General features: G+C 64.9%; 13 protein-coding genes. 12 read left to right on the top strand and 1 reads right to left on the bottom strand.

Annotation, left to right across the window (positions count from 1 at the left end; all coding sequences use genetic code 11):
* Positions 1-7 precede the first annotated feature (7 nt).
* Together ACSFA5_RS11410 and ACSFA5_RS11405 are read left to right on the top strand one after the other, a co-directional pair.
* Positions 8-1,351 carry an HlyD family secretion protein gene (locus tag ACSFA5_RS11410; protein WP_435444149.1) on the top strand — a complete coding sequence of 448 codons (1,344 nt, stop codon included), beginning with the start codon at positions 8-10 and terminating at the stop codon, positions 1,349-1,351.
* A gap of 42 nt (positions 1,352-1,393) precedes the next feature.
* Positions 1,394-2,956 carry a DHA2 family efflux MFS transporter permease subunit gene (locus tag ACSFA5_RS11405; RefSeq protein WP_435444148.1) on the top strand — a complete coding sequence of 521 codons (1,563 nt, stop codon included), beginning with the start codon at positions 1,394-1,396 and terminating at the stop codon, positions 2,954-2,956.
* 60 nt (positions 2,957-3,016) lie between these two features.
* Here the strand turns inward: ACSFA5_RS11405 and ACSFA5_RS11400 are convergent, their stop codons facing one another.
* Positions 3,017-4,216 (bottom strand): AGE family epimerase/isomerase, encoded by a 1,200-nt coding sequence (locus tag ACSFA5_RS11400; RefSeq protein ID WP_435444147.1) that lies wholly within the window; start codon positions 4,214-4,216, stop codon positions 3,017-3,019.
* 275 nt (positions 4,217-4,491) lie between these two features.
* Between ACSFA5_RS11400 and ACSFA5_RS11395 the strand changes: the two genes are divergently transcribed.
* From ACSFA5_RS11395 to ACSFA5_RS11350, 10 genes are all read left to right on the top strand, one after another.
* Positions 4,492-5,262: an ABC transporter ATP-binding protein gene (locus tag ACSFA5_RS11395; protein ID WP_435444146.1), complete on the top strand. Its 771-nt coding sequence runs from the start codon at positions 4,492-4,494 to the stop codon at positions 5,260-5,262.
* Position 5,263: 1 nt separating this feature from the next.
* Entirely contained in the window at positions 5,264-5,971 is a 708-nt protein-coding gene (locus ACSFA5_RS11390; protein WP_435444145.1) for an ABC transporter ATP-binding protein, read from the top strand.
* 102 nt (positions 5,972-6,073) lie between these two features.
* Entirely contained in the window at positions 6,074-7,231 is a 1,158-nt protein-coding gene (locus tag ACSFA5_RS11385; protein WP_435444752.1) for an ABC transporter substrate-binding protein, read from the top strand.
* Between the two features lie 51 nt (positions 7,232-7,282).
* Positions 7,283-8,479, top strand: coding sequence for an ABC transporter substrate-binding protein (locus tag ACSFA5_RS11380; RefSeq protein WP_435444144.1), 1,197 nt, complete (start codon positions 7,283-7,285; stop codon positions 8,477-8,479).
* 45 nt (positions 8,480-8,524) lie between these two features.
* Positions 8,525-9,400, top strand: coding sequence for a branched-chain amino acid ABC transporter permease (locus ACSFA5_RS11375; protein ID WP_435444143.1), 876 nt, complete (start codon positions 8,525-8,527; stop codon positions 9,398-9,400).
* A 13-nt stretch (positions 9,401-9,413) separates the two neighbouring features.
* On the top strand, positions 9,414-10,409 hold the full coding sequence (locus ACSFA5_RS11370; protein ID WP_435444142.1) for a branched-chain amino acid ABC transporter permease: 996 nt from the start codon (positions 9,414-9,416) through the stop codon (positions 10,407-10,409).
* A gap of 262 nt (positions 10,410-10,671) precedes the next feature.
* Positions 10,672-12,831 (top strand): type I secretion system permease/ATPase, encoded by a 2,160-nt coding sequence (locus ACSFA5_RS11365; protein WP_435444141.1) that lies wholly within the window; start codon positions 10,672-10,674, stop codon positions 12,829-12,831.
* Complete coding sequence (locus tag ACSFA5_RS11360) at positions 12,828-14,303, top strand: HlyD family type I secretion periplasmic adaptor subunit (protein WP_435444140.1); 1,476 nt, start codon at positions 12,828-12,830, stop codon at positions 14,301-14,303. Before ACSFA5_RS11365 ends, ACSFA5_RS11360 begins: the two co-directional genes overlap by 4 nt.
* Positions 14,293-14,802: a hypothetical protein gene (locus tag ACSFA5_RS11355; protein WP_435444139.1), complete on the top strand. Its 510-nt coding sequence runs from the start codon at positions 14,293-14,295 to the stop codon at positions 14,800-14,802. The genes ACSFA5_RS11360 and ACSFA5_RS11355 overlap by 11 nt, the downstream gene beginning before the upstream one ends.
* On the top strand, positions 14,799-15,311 hold the full coding sequence (locus ACSFA5_RS11350) for a hypothetical protein (protein ID WP_435444138.1): 513 nt from the start codon (positions 14,799-14,801) through the stop codon (positions 15,309-15,311). The genes ACSFA5_RS11355 and ACSFA5_RS11350 overlap by 4 nt, the downstream gene beginning before the upstream one ends.
* Positions 15,312-15,341: the final 30 nt, after the last annotated feature.

Here is a 15,341-nt window from a genome sequence, read left to right as displayed (position 1 = left end):
CTTCACCATGAGCGATAACAACACTCCGACGCCCGCTGCTGCCGCAGCCTCCGCCAACCCCACCGCGCCCGAGGCGCCCGCCAGCAACGGCAAGCGCCGCCGCGCACTCACCGCGCTCGCCGCGGTGGTGATCGTCGCCGGCGGCGGCTGGGGCCTCTACGAATGGCTGGTGGCCAGCCACTACGAGGACACCGACAACGCCTACGTGTCGGGCAACGTCATCCAGATCACGCCGCAGATCGGCGGCACCGTCATGGCCATCGGCGCCGACGACACCGACTTCGTCAGGGCCGGCCAGCCGCTGGTGCAGCTCGATCCGGCCGACGCCAAGGTAGCGCTCGAGCAGGCCGAGGCCACGCTCGCGCAGGCCGTGCGCCAGGTGCGCACGCTGTACGCCAACAATGGCTCGCTGGCCGCGCAGGTCACGCTGCGCCAGTCGGACATCGTCAAGGCGCGCAGCGACATCGCCAAGGCGCAGGACGACCTGCAGCGCCGCCGCGCGCTGTCGGGCAACGGCGCCGTGTCTAAAGAAGAACTCAACCATGCCGAGACGCAGCTCGACACCGCCAAGAGCCAGCTCGCTGCCGCGCAGGCCGGTGTGGTCGCTGCTAAGGAAGCCTTGGTCAGCAACCAGTCGCTGACCGAAGGCACCAGCGTGGCCCAGCACCCGAGCGTGCTGGCTGCTGCCTCCAAGGTGCGCGAGGCCTACCTGGCCACGCAGCGCGTCGCCATGCCCGCGCCGGTCGATGGCTACGTGGCCAAGCGCACCGTGCAGCTCGGCCAGCGTGTGGCTGCTGGCACGCCGATGATGTCGATCGTGCCGCTCAACCAGCTGTGGGTCGATGCCAACTTCAAGGAAGTGCAGCTGCGCAACATCCGCATCGACCAGCCCGTGAAGCTCACGGCCGACCTGTACGGCAAGAAGGTCGAATACACCGGCAAGGTCGCCGGCCTCGGCGTGGGCACCGGCAGCGCGTTTGCACTGCTGCCCGCGCAGAACGCCACCGGCAACTGGATCAAGGTGGTGCAGCGCGTGCCCGTGCGCATCGCGCTCGACCCCGAGCAGCTCAAGGCCAACCCGCTGCGCATCGGCCTGTCGATGGACGCGGAGATCGACATCTCGTCCAAGAGCGGCAAGATGCTCGCCGACGCGCCGCGCCCCACCGCGCTGACGCAGACGGCGGTGTACAGCAAGCTCGACCACGGCGCCGACGCCGAAGTGGACCGCATCGTTGCGGCCAACCTCGGGCGCAGCGCACCGGCTGCCGCCGACGTGCCGGCCAAGGGCTCGGCCGCGCCAACGGCCACGCCCGCCGCGGCATCGGCCGCCGTGCAGGGCCAGCCGGGCTGATCGCCGGCGCCTGCTTCGGGTAAACAGTCCGCGCGACCGCACATGGCCACCGCTGCTCCTGCCTACATAGCGCACGCGCCACTCGAGGGCTCGGCCCGCGTGTGGGGCACCATCGCGCTTTCCGCGGCGACCTTCATGAACGTGCTCGACTCGTCGATCGCCAACGTGTCGTTGCCCGCCATCTCCGGTGACCTGGGCGTGAGCACCACGCAAGGCACCTGGGTCATCACCAGCTTCGCGGTGGCCAACGCCATCGCGGTGCCGCTCACGGGTTTCATGACCCAGCGCTTCGGGCAGGTCCGCCTGTTCATGGCCAGCGTGATCCTGTTCATGGCCGCCTCGCTGCTGTGCGGCCTGGCACCCAACATGACCACGCTGATCGCCTTTCGTGCGTTGCAGGGCTTTGTCGCCGGCCCGATGATTCCGCTGTCGCAGACGCTGCTGCTGTCGAGCTACCCGCGCGCCAAGGCGGGCCTGGCCATGGCGATGTGGTCCATGACCACGCTGGTCGCGCCGGTGATGGGGCCGCTCCTGGGCGGCTGGATCACCGACAACATCTCGTGGCCCTGGATCTTCTACATCAACATCCCGGTGGGCATCGTCGCGGCTTCCATCACCTGGGCGCTGTACCGCAAGCGCGAGAGCACCACGCACAAGGTGCCCATCGACGCCATCGGCCTGGCGCTGCTGGTGCTGTGGGTCGGCTCGATGCAGCTCATGCTCGACAAGGGCAAGGAGCTCGACTGGTTCCATTCGCCGCAGATCATCGCCATGGCCGTGATCGCCGTGGTCGGCTTCGCGTTCTTCCTGATCTGGGAGCTGACCGACAAGCATCCGGTGGTCGACCTGTCGCTGTTCAAGCGCCGCAACTTCTGGTCGGGGGCCGTGGCCACCGCCGTGGCGTACGGCCTGTTCTTCGGCAACGTGGTGCTGCTGCCGCTGTGGCTGCAGCAGTGGATGGGCTACACCGCCACGCAGGCTGGGATGATCATGGCACCCGTGGGGATGCTGGCGATCTTCTTCTCGCCGATCGTCGGGCTCACGGTGGGCAAGATCGATCCGCGGCGCTATGCGACCTTCTCGTTCCTGGTGTTCGCGCTGGTGCTGTGGATGCGGTCGAACTTCAACACGCAGGCCGACTTCGTGACGATCATCATCCCGACGATCATCCAGGGCATCGCGATGGCGTTCTTCTTCATCCCGCTGGTGACCATCACGCTGTCGGGCCTCACGCCCGACCGTATTCCGGCGGCGTCGGGGCTGTCGAACTTCCTGCGCATCACGGCCGGTGCCATGGGCACGTCGCTCACCACCACGCTGTGGGACAACCGCGCCACGCTGCACCACGCGCAACTGTCGGAGACGATCAACCAGGGCAACAACGCGGCGACCAGCGCGATGTCGGGTCTTGCGAGCAGCGGCTTCAGCTCCGACCAGGTGCTGGGGCAGATCAACCGCATCGTCGACCAGCAGGCCTACATGCTGGCCACGAACGACATCTTCTATGCGTCCGCCATCTTGTTCCTGCTGCTGATTCCGCTGGTGTGGCTGGCAAAGCCGCAAAAGGGCGGCTCGGGCGGCGACGCTGCCGCCGGCGCGCACTGACCGACAGCCGACAGGCAAACCACTCGACCCCCGGGCTTCTTCAAGGAGACCCGGGGGTTTTTACGTGCCGAGCGCGCGCAGCACGTCGTAGCACGCGCCCATGGTGTGATAGTCGGTCTTGCCGGCCGGGCTCTTCTCGTCGCTGATCTTGCGGTTCTGCGGCGTGAGGATGCGGTACCAGGCGCCGTGCCGGTGATCGACGAAGTGCGCCCAGCTGTACGCCCAGATGCTGTCGTACCAGTCCCAGTAGCCCGGCTCGCCGGTGCGCACCGCGAGCAGCGCTGCCGCGGCGAAGCTCTCGGCCTGCACCCAGAAGTATTTGTCGCCGTCGCACACCGTGCCGTCGGGCCCGAAGCCGTAGACCAGCCCGCCGTTGTCGGCGTCCCAGCCGCGGAACATGGCGGTGTCGAAGAAGTGCCGGGCGCGCGGCACGATCCATTCGGCTTCGCGGCCCGCCGCGGCCAGGTGCCGCTCCAGCTGCAGCAGCAGCTTGGTCCATTCGGTGAGGTGCCCGGTCTGGAAACCCCAGGGGCGGAAGATGTTGGTCTTGTCGCCGCGGTTGTAGTCCCAGTCGACCGACCAGTCTTCGCGGTAGTGCTCCCAGACCAGTCCGTTGGCCAATGCGGCCTGCTTGCCGGTGACCGCTTCGGCGAGCGCCAGCGCGCGGTCGAGGTAGCGGGGCTCCCGCGTGGCCTCGAAGGCGGCGAGCATCGCCTCGCAGGCATGCATGTTGGCGTTCTGACCGCGGTAGTCGCCCACGCGCCAGTCGACCGTGGCCTCGTCGGCGTATAGCTGGTGCTGGGGCTCCCAGAAATGCTGCTCCATCAAGTCCCATGTGCGTGCCAGCCCCGCGCGCGCTTCTTCCACGCCGGCCATCAGCGCATGCGCATGCGCGAGCAGCACGAAGGCCAGGCCGTAGCAGTGGTTGGTGGCGTCCTGCACGGTGGCGCCGTGCGCTTGCCAGTCGATCTGCCAGGCATATCCGCCTTGGGGCTTCGCGTGGCCTTGCTGAAGAAAGGCCAGGCCGTGGCGTGCCGCCTTCTGATGCGCCGGATTGCCGAAGCGCCGGTAGGCCATGGCGTTGTTGAAGACGAAGCGCGTGCTGCTCACCAGATGGCGCGTGCGCCGGTCGTACACCGCGCCGTCATCCTTGTAGAAATGAAAGAAGCCGCCCGAGGCGTCCAGGCTGCGCGGGTCGTAGAACGCGAGCGTGTGCAGGATGTGGTCGGCCAGGAAGTCGGGTGAGCGGAAGTTCGGCATCGAAGAAAGGGCGGTCGGAGGGTGGGCGATCTGGGGGGCTGGTGGCGATAGCCATCCGGGCGTTTTGCAGGAGAGGAACGGCTTCTTTGTCATCGCAACGACAGTCGCCCATTTTTGCGCCGGACGCCTCTGCACAGGTTGCACTGCAGCATAGGCATTTGCCCCAGTATGAAATTGCATGACGCCCACCAACAATCAGTCCGCGCCCGGTAGTGGCGCATTCAGATGGGCCGCATGACCGACTTTCTTTTTCCGCATCCGGGCGACTTCGCGAGATGAGCGACGTCATCCTCGAAACACGCCAGCTCACCAAGGAATTCAAAGGGTTCACCGCGGTCAGCAAGGTCGACCTGTCGGTGGTGCGCGGCTCGATCCACGCACTCATCGGCCCCAACGGCGCCGGCAAGACGACCTGCTTCAACCTGCTGACGAAGTTTCTCGAGCCGACCACCGGCACGATCCTGTTCAACGGGCAGGACATCACGGGCGAGCGCCCCGCGCAGATCGCGCGGCGCGGCATCATCCGCTCGTTCCAGATCTCGGCCGTGTTCCCGCACCTCACGCTGCTGGAAAACGTGCGCCTGGGCCTGCAGCGCCGGCTGGGCACCTCGTACCACTTCTGGAAGAGCGAGAAGTCGCTCAAGCCGCTCGATGCGCGCGCGCGCGAACTGCTCGCTGAAGTGGGCCTCGAAGACCTTGCCGACGAGCAGACCGTGAACCTGCCCTACGGGCGCAAGCGCGCGCTCGAGATCGCCACCACCCTGGCCATGGAACCCGAGCTGATGCTGCTCGACGAGCCCACCCAGGGCATGGGCCACGAAGACGTGCACCGCGTGGCCGAACTCATCAAGCGCGTGTCGGCCGGGCGCACCATCCTGATGGTCGAACACAACATGAGCGTGGTCTCGACCATTGCCGACACCATCACCGTGCTGCAACGCGGTGCCGTGCTGGCCGAGGGCCCGTACGCCGAAGTCTCGAAGAACCCGCAGGTCATGGAGGCCTACATGGGCACCACCGACGGCCAGATGCAAGGCGTGCACTGACATGACCGCCGCACTCGAAATCAAGGGCCTGCAGGCCTGGTACGGTGAATCGCACGTGCTGCACGGTGTCGACATGGTCGTGCAACCCGGCGAAGTCGTCACGCTGCTGGGCCGCAACGGCGCAGGCCGCACCACCACGCTTCGCGCCATCATGGGACTGACGGGTTCGCGCAAGGGCAGCATCGAGGTCCACGGCAAGGAAACGATCGCGATGCCGACGCACCGCATCGCCCACCTGGGCATCTGCTATTGCCCCGAAGAGCGCGGCATCTTCGCGAGCCTCTCGTGCGAAGAAAACCTGCTGCTGCCGCCCGAGCTCAAGGGCGCTGGGCCGGGCATGTCGGTCGAAGAGATCTACGCCATGTTCCCCAACCTGGCCGAGCGCCGCCACAGCCAGGGCACGCGCCTGTCGGGCGGCGAGCAGCAGATGCTGGCCGTGGCGCGCATTCTGCGCACGGGCGCCAAGCTGCTCTTGCTCGACGAGATTTCAGAAGGCCTGGCACCGGTCATCGTTCAGGCGCTGGCCCGCATGATCACCACGCTGCGCGCCAAGGGCTACACCATCGTGATGGTGGAGCAGAACTTCCGCTTCGCCGCGCCGCTGGCCGACCGCTTCTACGTGATGGAGCACGGCCGCATCGTCGAGAAGTTCGGCGCAGCCGAGCTCGAAGCCAAGATGCCCGTGCTCACCGAGCTGCTCGGCGTCTGAACAAGAAAAGTCCACGAGACCTCGCTTCCTCATCCCACAAAGATTCTTTCAAGAGACAACACCATGAACAAGAAACTCGGCCTCATCGCCACCGCCGTCGCCATGCTCGCCTTCAGCGCGGGCGTCGCGCAGGCGCAGGAAAAAGTGAAGATCGGCTTCGTCACCGACCTGTCCAGCCTGTACGCCGACCTCGAAGGCAAGGGCGGCGCCACCGCCATCCAGATGGCCATCGACGACTTCGGCGGCAAGGTGCTGGGCCAGCCCATCGAGCTGCTGGTGGCCGACCACCAGAACAAGGCCGACATCGCCGCCTCCAAGGCCCGCGAGTGGGTCGACACGGCCGGCGTGACCATGATCTTCGGCGGCACCAACTCCGGCACCGCGCTGGCCACGGCCAAGGTGGCTGAAGAAAAGAAGCGGGTGTACTTCAACAACGGCGCCGGCAGCTCGGTGCTCACCAACGAGCAGTGCAGCCCCTACACCGTGCACTACGCCTACGACACCGTGGCGCTGGCCAAGGGCACGGGCGCAGCGGTGGTCGACCGCGGCGGCAAGAGCTGGTTCTTCCTGACGGCCGACTACGCCTTCGGCCACGCGCTCGAGGCCGACACCACCAAGGTGGTGAAAGAGAAGGGCGGCACGGTGGTGGGCGCGGTGCGCCATCCGCTGAACGCGTCGGACTTCTCTTCGTTCCTGCTGCAGGCGCAGAACTCCAAGGCGCAGATCCTGGGGCTGGCCAACGCCGGCGGCGACACCATCAACGCCATCAAGGCGTCGAAGGAATTCGGCATCAACAAGACCATGAAGACGGCGGGCCTGCTGGTCTTTCTGAGCGACATCCACAGCCTGGGCCTGAAGAACACCGAAGGCCTGCTGCACACCACCAGCTGGTACTGGGACCTGAACGACGACACGCGCAAGTTCGCCAACCGCTTCTTCGAGAAGACCAAGCGCATGCCCACCGACGTGCAGGCCGCCGACTACTCGGCCACCACCACCTACCTGAAGGCCGTGGCCACCGCCAAGACCACCGACTCCGACAAGGTGATGGCGCAGCTCAAGAGCATGAAGATCGACGACTTCTACGGCAAGGGCCAGATCCGCGCCGACGGCAGCTTCATTCACGACATGTACCTGGTCGAGGCGAAGTCGCCCGCCGAGTCGAAGAAGCCGTGGGACTACCTGAAGGTGCTCAAGGTGCTGCCCGGCGAGCAGGTCTTCACCACGAAGGCCGAAACGAAATGCGCGGCCTGGAAGTAACCGGCTGACACCGTTCGCGATTCACCCACCGAAGTCACCGAGGACCCTCCCATGAAACGCACGCTCATCGCTTCCGCCTGCCTGCTGGCCACCTGTCTGATGGCTGTCGGCGCCGCGCAGGCGCAGGACAAGGTCAAGATCGGTTTCATCACCGACATGTCCAGCCTCTACGCCGATGTGGAGGGCAAGAACGGCGCCCTCGCCATCCAGATGGCCATCGACGACTTCGGCGGCAAGGTCAACGGCATGCCCATCGAGCTGCTGCAGGCCGACCACCAGAACAAGGCCGACATCGCCGCTTCCAAGGCGCGCGAATGGATCGACACGCAGGGCCTCACGATGCTGTTCGGGGGCACCAGCTCGGGCACCGGCCTGGCCATGGCCAAGGTCGCGCAGGAGAAGAAGCGCGTGTTCATCGTGAACGGCGCGGGCAGCTCGGCGCTCACCAACGAGCAGTGCAGCCCCTACACCGTGCACTACGCCTACGACACCGTGGCGCTGGCCAAGGGCACCGGCAGCGCGGTGATTGCGCGCGGCGACAAGAGCTGGTTCTTCCTGACCGCCGACTACGCCTTCGGCCAGGCCCTGGAAGCCGATGCGTCCAAGGTCGTGAAGGAGAAGGGCGGCACCGTGGTGGGCAGCGTGAAGCATCCGCTGAACACCTCCGACTTCTCATCCTTCCTGCTGCAGGCGCAGAACTCCAAGGCCCAGGTGCTGGCGCTGGCCAACGCGGGCGGCGACACCATCAACGCCATCAAGGCGGCCAAGGAATTCGGCATTTCCAAGACCATGAAGATGGTAGGCCTGCTGGTGTTCGTGACCGACGTGCACAGCCTGGGCCTGAAGAACACCGAAGGCCTGCTGCTCACCACCAGCTGGGACTGGAACCTGGACGACAAGACGCGCGCCTTCGGCAAGCGTTTCTTCGAGAAGACCAAGCGCATGCCCACCGACATCCAGGCCGCCGACTACTCGGCCACCACGACCTACCTGAAGGCCGTGCAGGCTGCCAAGAGCACCGACGCCGACACCGTCATGGCGCAGATCAGGAAGACACCGATCGACGACTTCTACGCCAAGGGCAGCGTGCGCGCCGACGGCCGTTTCGTGCACGACATGTACCTCATGCAGGTGAAGTCGCCGGCCGAATCGAAGGAGCCGTGGGACTACTACAAGGTGGTGCAGAAGCTCAAGGGCGACGACGTCTTCACCACCAAGGCCGAGAGCAGGTGCGCCCTCTGGAAGTGATTGTTCGCGGGCGCCGCAGCGGCGCCCGGGTTCCTTGAAACGCTTATGACCATTTCCCTTCCCGGCCTGCTGAGCCAGCTCCTCCTGGGGCTGGTGAACGGCTCGTTCTACGCCATCCTGAGCCTCGGGCTCGCGGTGATCTTCGGCCTGCTCAACGTCATCAACTTCGCGCACGGCGCGCTGTTCATGATGGGCGCCATCCTGACCTGGATGGCGATGGAATATTTCGGCATCAACTACTGGGTGATGCTCGTCGCCGCGCCCCTCGTCATCGGCCTGTTCGGCGTGCTGATCGAGCGGCTGCTGCTGCGCTGGATCTACAAGCTCGACCACCTCTACGGCCTGCTGCTCACGCTGGGGCTCACGCTGCTGATCGAGGGCGTGTTCCGCTCGGTCTACGGTGTGTCGGGCCTGGCCTACGACGCGCCCGAGGCGCTGTCGAGCGCCACCGACCTGGGCTTCATGGTGCTGCCCAACTACCGCGCCTGGGTGGTCGTGGCCTCGCTGGTGGTGTGCTTCGCCACCTGGTACGTCATCGAGAAGACGCGCCTGGGCGCCTACCTGCGCGCCGGCACCGAGAACCCGCGGCTGGTGGAGGCCTTCGGCGTCAACGTGCCGCTGATGATCACGCTGACCTACGCCTTCGGCGCGGGGCTGGCGGCATTCGCCGGCGTGCTCGCCGCGCCGGTGATCCAGGTGTCGCCGCTGATGGGGCAGAACCTCATCATCGTGGTGTTCGCGGTGGTCGTCATCGGTGGCATGGGCTCGATCATGGGGGCCATCCTTACAGGGCTCGGGCTCGGTGTGATCGAGGGGTTCACCAAGGTTTTCTATCCCGAGGCTTCGTCCACGGTCGTGTTCGTGATCATGGTCATCGTGCTGTTGATTCGCCCCGCCGGCCTGTTCGGCAAAGAGAAGTAAGGCGAGCGGCACCATGAACATGAAAAAAATATCCACCGTCGTCTACGGCCTGCTGCTGGTCGCGCTGATCCTGGCGCCGTTCTTCGGCGCCTACCCGGTGTTCGTGATGAAGCTCATGTGCTTCGCACTGTTTGCCGCGGCGTTCAACCTGCTGCTGGGTTTCACGGGCCTGCTGTCGTTCGGCCACGCGGCCTTTCTGGGTGGCTCCGCTTACGTCGCGGGCCATGCCATGAAGGTCTGGGGCCTCACGCCTGAGCTGGGCCTCGTCGCGGGCACGCTCGCCGGCGGCTTCCTGGGCTGGATCTTCGGCGTGGTGGCCATCCGCCGACAGGGCATCTACTTCGCGATGATCACGCTGGCGCTCGCGCAGATGATGTTCTTCGTCGCGCTGCAGGCCAAGTTCACGGGCGGCGAAGACGGCCTTCAGGGCGTGCCGCGCGGCAAGCTGTTCGGCTTGATCGACCTGTCGAACGACCTCACGATGTACTACGTGGCGCTGGTGGTGGTGGTGTTGGCGTTCTTGCTGATCGTGCGCACCATCCACTCGCCGTTCGGCCAGGTGTTGAAGGGCATCAAGGAGAACGAGCCGCGCGCGCTGTCGCTGGGCTACGACGTGAACCGCTTCAAGCTGCTGGCCTTCGTGATCTCCGCCGCGCTGTCGGGCCTGGCCGGTTCGCTCAAGACCCTGGTGCTGGGCTTCGCCACGCTGTCCGACGTGCACTGGACGGCGTCGGGCCAGGTCATCCTGATGACGCTGGTGGGCGGGCTGGGCACGCTCTCCGGTCCGCTGGTGGGTTCGGCGGTGGTGGTGCTGCTGGAGAACAAGATCGGCGAACTCGGCAACTTCCTGGCGCGCCTCACGACCATCGACTGGTTCAACACGCTGGGCGAGTCGGTGACCATGGTCACGGGCTTGATCTTCGTGATTTGCGTGCTCGCGTTTCGCAAGGGGATCATGGGGGAGATCATTGCGTTCATCGAGCGGCGCAAGGGACGGGGCGCGAGATGAGCCCGTCATGCGGGGTTGTAAACATTGGAAAAGCGCAGCTCTGTCTTTTTTGACATTGCGTTGTTTGCCGATCTACAGGCCCTGTCTTTTCTCTTTTCTTTGACAGAAGAACGAGCTGCCGCGATATCTTCCTGAGACCTGAACCGAAGAGTTCAGAACAGGGAGAAAGTGAATGACGAGCATGATGGCGGCCTCGCCCGGGGCCGACGCGCGGTCGGATGCGCTTGGAGAATCCGCAGGGGCGCAACTGCCGACTTTGGCCATGGCGGCCTTGACAGGGCTGTGCACCATCGCACGCTTCCACCAGATAGCTGCTGATGCGCCGCTGCTGGCGCACCAGCTGGGCCTGACGCCTTCAGAGCCGATAGACATCGCCACGCTGCTGCGCGCAGCCAAGCACCTCGGCCTCAAGGCCAAATCCTCTCGCACCACACCTGAGCGCCTGTCTTTGACTCCGCTGCCTGCGCTGGCCGTGCTGCGCAACGACGACGGCAGCGAGCGCTTCGTCATCCTCGCCCAGTGCGATGCGCAACGCATCCTGCTGCAAGACCCTGCTGCAGAAACCGCACGCCCCGTCATCGAACCCCTGGACGTCTTCGCTGCGCATTGGACCGGTGAACTCATCCTCATCACCAGCCGCGCCAGCCTGGCGGGCGAACTCGCCAAGTTCGACTTTTCCTGGTTCATTCCCAGCCTCGTCAAGCACCGCAAGTTGCTGGGCGAAGTGCTTTTCATCTCCTTCATCCTGCAGCTCTTCGCGCTGGTCAGTCCGCTGTTCTTCCAAGTGGTCATGGACAAGGTGCTGGTGCACCGCGGTGTGACCACACTGGACGTGCTCGTCATCGGCCTCGTGGTCGTCGTCGTCTTCGAGTCGCTGTTGAACGGCGTGCGCAGCTACGTCTTCAGCCACACCACCAACCGCATTGACGTCGAACTCGGCGCGCGGCTGTTCCGTCACCTCGTGCAGTTGCCTCTCGCCTACTTCCAGGCCCGGCGCGTCGGCGATTCGGTCGCCCGCGTGCGCGAGCTCGAGAACATCCGCAGTTTCCTCACCGGCAACGCGCTGACGGTGCTGCTCGACGTCGTCTTCTCCGTCATCTTCGTGGCCGTCATGCTGTTCTACAGCGTGCCCCTGACTCTTATCGTGCTCGCGAGCATGCCGCTGTACTTCGGCCTGAGCCTCGCGGTGGTGCCCATCCTGCGCCGTCGCCTGGACGAGAAGTTTGCCCGCGGGGCAGAGAACCAGGCCATGCTGGTGGAAACCGTCAGCGCCATCCAGACAGTCAAGGCCACAGCACTCGAGCCCGCCTTCGGGCGCCGCTGGGACAACCAGCTCGCAGCTTACGTCTCGGCCAGCTTCAGAACCCAGAACCTCGCCAGCTGGGCGCACGAGGGCGTCAACCTCATCGGCAAGCTCGTCAACGCCGCAACCCTCTGGTACGGCGCGCATCTCGTGATGAACAACGAACTGACGGTCGGCCAGTTCGTCGCCTTCAACATGTTCGCCCAGCGTGTGAGCCAGCCCATCATGCGCATGGCCCAGCTGTGGACCGACTTCCAGCAGACCGGGATCTCCATGGCACGCCTGGGCGACATTCTCAACACCCGCACTGAAGTCGCGCCCAGTACCGCGGCCCAACTCCCGGCGCTAAAGGGCCGCGTCACGCTGGACAACCTGAGCTTCCGCTACCGCCCCGAAGCAGCCCCTGTGCTCAACAGCGTCAGCTTGGACGTGCGCCCCGGCGAAGTCATCGGCATCGTCGGGCGCTCGGGCTCCGGCAAAAGCACGCTGACCAAGCTCGTACAGCGTCTCTACACCCCTGAGCAAGGGCGGCTGCTGGTCGACGGCATCGACATCAGCCTGATCGATGCGGCGCAACTGCGAAGACAGGTGGGCGTGGTGCTGCAGGAGAACACCCTGTTCAACCGCAGCGTGCGCGAGAACATCGCCATCGTCGATCCGGCGGCTCCGCTAGAAGCGATCATCCACGCGGCCCGGCTTGCTGGCGCCCATGAGTTCATCAGCGAGCTGCCCGAGGGCTACGACACCATGGTCGGCGAGCAGGGCGCCGGCCTCTCGGGCGGGCAGCGCCAGCGGGTCGCCATCGCCCGCGCGCTCTTCACGCACCCGCGAATCCTGATCTTCGACGAGGCCACCAGTGCGCTGGACTACGAGAGCGAGTCCATCGTGCAACGCAACATGGCGCACATCTGCAAGGGGCGCACCGTCTTCATCATTGCCCACCGGCTGAGCGCCGTGCGGCGTGCCGACCGGATCATCGTGATGGACAAGGGCCGAATTGTCGAAGGCGGCACGCACGAAGTCCTCTTGAAACGACCCAAGGGCATCTATGCGCACTTGTGGGCGATGCAGGACGGGGGACTGCCGACCGAAGGAGCTGGATCGGGAGCGGCGGCATGACATCGGCAGTCCCCACCACGGCACCTGCGGCCAATGTGCCAACCGTTCGTCACCCGGTCTTCGAGTTGCTTGGCCGATACGGCGCGATATTCAAGGCCGCCTGGAAGCACCGCCACGAACTCGCCGGCCCCAGGCGCCTGTCCGATGAAGCGGCCTTCCTGCCGGCGGCTTTGAGCCTGCAGGACACGCCCGTGCATCCGGCACCAAGGCGCTTGGCCTGTGCGCTGATCGCGCTGTTCCTCATTGCATTGACCTGGGCCATCTTCGGGGCGATCGACATCGTGGCAGTGGCGCCCGGCAAGATCGTCGTGAGCGAGCGCACGAAGATCATCCAGCCGCTGGACGTGAGCGTGGTCAAGCGGGTGCTGGTCAGAGATGGGGATCACGTCGAAGCGGGACAACCGCTGGTCGAACTCGATCCAACGACGGCGAACGCAGACAAGACCAGCATCAACGAGCAACTGAAGTCCGTCCAGTCCGAGCTGCTACGCACGCGCGCGCTGCTGCAGGCGCTCAACGCATCAGCAACCTCTCGTGCCCCCGAGTTGGGCAAGACGATCCCCAGCGGTTGGACGGAGGTCGACACCACCGCAACTCAAGCGCAACTAAGCGACGAGTGGAGCGACATCACTGCCAAGCTCGTCAAAGCGGCGTCTGAGATCAAGCGTCGCCAGGCAGAGATCGCGACCGTGCGTGAAATGGTCGCCAAGCTGGAGACGACGGTGCCGATCGCCAGGCAGAGAGAGGCCGACTTCCATCAATTGGCCAACCAGGGCTTCATGTCCAGCCATGCGAACCAGGACCGCACAAGGGAGCGCATCGAGATGGAGCGCGACCTCGCGACGCAACGCGCCCGGCTCGCCGAAGCCAATGCCACGCTGCGTGAAAGCGAGAGCACAAGGGCCGCCTATATTGCCGAGACCAAGCACAGCCTGAGGACGCGTGAGGCTGCGGCTGAACTGAAGCGCCAGCAGGGTACGCAGGACCTGGCAAAGGCCGGGCAGCGCGAGCGTCTGACAACGCTCAAGGCGCCGGTAGCGGGCACGGTGCAGCAGCTTGCCACGCACACCGAAGGCGGTGTGGTCACGGAGGCGCAGCCGCTCATGGTGATCGTGCCCGACGGCGCCCAGGTGACCGCCGAGGTGACGCTCGACAACAAGGACATCGGCTTCGTCAACACCCGCCAGGAAGCCACGATCAAGCTGGAAACCTTCCCGTATACGCGCTACGGCACGGTCAGCGCAACGGTCAGGAGGGTCACGGCAGATGCAGTGAACGACGAGAAACGTGGGGCGATCTTCCCGGTGACGCTGAACCTTGGGGCAACAACCATCGACGTGGATGGCAAGCCGATCAAGCTGTCTCCGGGGATGAACCTCACGGCGGAGATCAAGACAGGCAAGCGGCGGATTATTGAATTTCTGCTGAGCCCGGTGCAGAGGTCGACGAGTGAAAGCTTGCGTGAGCGATGAGTTCACAAGCCACATCAAGGAGCAGATCGAGATGCACGAAATTCAGACGATTGGCATGAAGGAGAACCGGTATTCGCGGTGTATTGCGGTTGCCGGCACATCGGCGCAGGTCTACCGCCCTGCCATCCGCATCCTTTATGCCCTCGCAATCGGGTTGACCGCTCTGCATGTTGCCGGCTGCATCAGCCCGCTTGAAACGGTGCCGCCGACGGCCATTGTCGCCATCGACGCGGCGGCGGACGACTATCGACCGCAGGTGCCGTTGGGGCCCTCGCTTCGGGAATACGTTCTTTGCCATGAGTCGCGCGTCAAAGAGAACGGCAGCTGGAATTGGCCTGTGAGCGGGCCGACGCGCAATCCCATCCGAATCGTCAGCGGCGGCGTGGTCCCCGCTGAAGTTAGCTGCATCGAAGTGGGCCCTGATGGCCGGATACGAACTGTCCCGGGCCAATGCATTTGGCTGCGCTCAACCGACGGAGTATGTGGGGAAAAGAAATGAATGTTTGGCGCGGCAGATGCCTGCTTTTCTTCCTTTTCATGCTGGCGACCGGATTGCCGATGACGGCGCTTGCTGAGCCGGCGGCATGCAGCGCACAGAAGACGCAAGTCGCTTCGGGCAAGCAGCCGCAATTCCTGATCTCAGCGGTACTTCGGAAAGGGAGTCAAGCGATGGAAATCAAGCTCGTTCATTCGCGCCAGCCGGCTAGCAATGCAGATGAAGCCACAGGCATCTTCCTGCGTCGCGTTCTGCAGGAGTACTTCGGGTATTCGGTGCTTAGCACATTGACATCCGAAATCGAAGAGGCGCCGCCGGCATGTCCGGCGCGTGGTGCGCTGCATGCGGGCGAGGATCGCAAGCCGATCAGGATCGGCATGGGAATGAGCCTCACGGCGGAGATCAAAACGAGCAGGCGAAGAGCTATCGGACTCCCGCTCTGTCTGGTGCAAAAGGCAGCATCTGAAAGCATGGAGGAGTGGCAATTTTGGGCATATGTGAGTGTGACGTGATCAGGATATTTCAACCCCCAACGGATGGAT

The sequence above is a fragment of the Variovorax monticola genome, from assembly GCF_051216855.1.
Classification (GTDB): domain Bacteria; phylum Pseudomonadota; class Gammaproteobacteria; order Burkholderiales; family Burkholderiaceae_C; genus Variovorax.
This window is presented reverse-complemented; position numbering and strand designations above follow the sequence as displayed.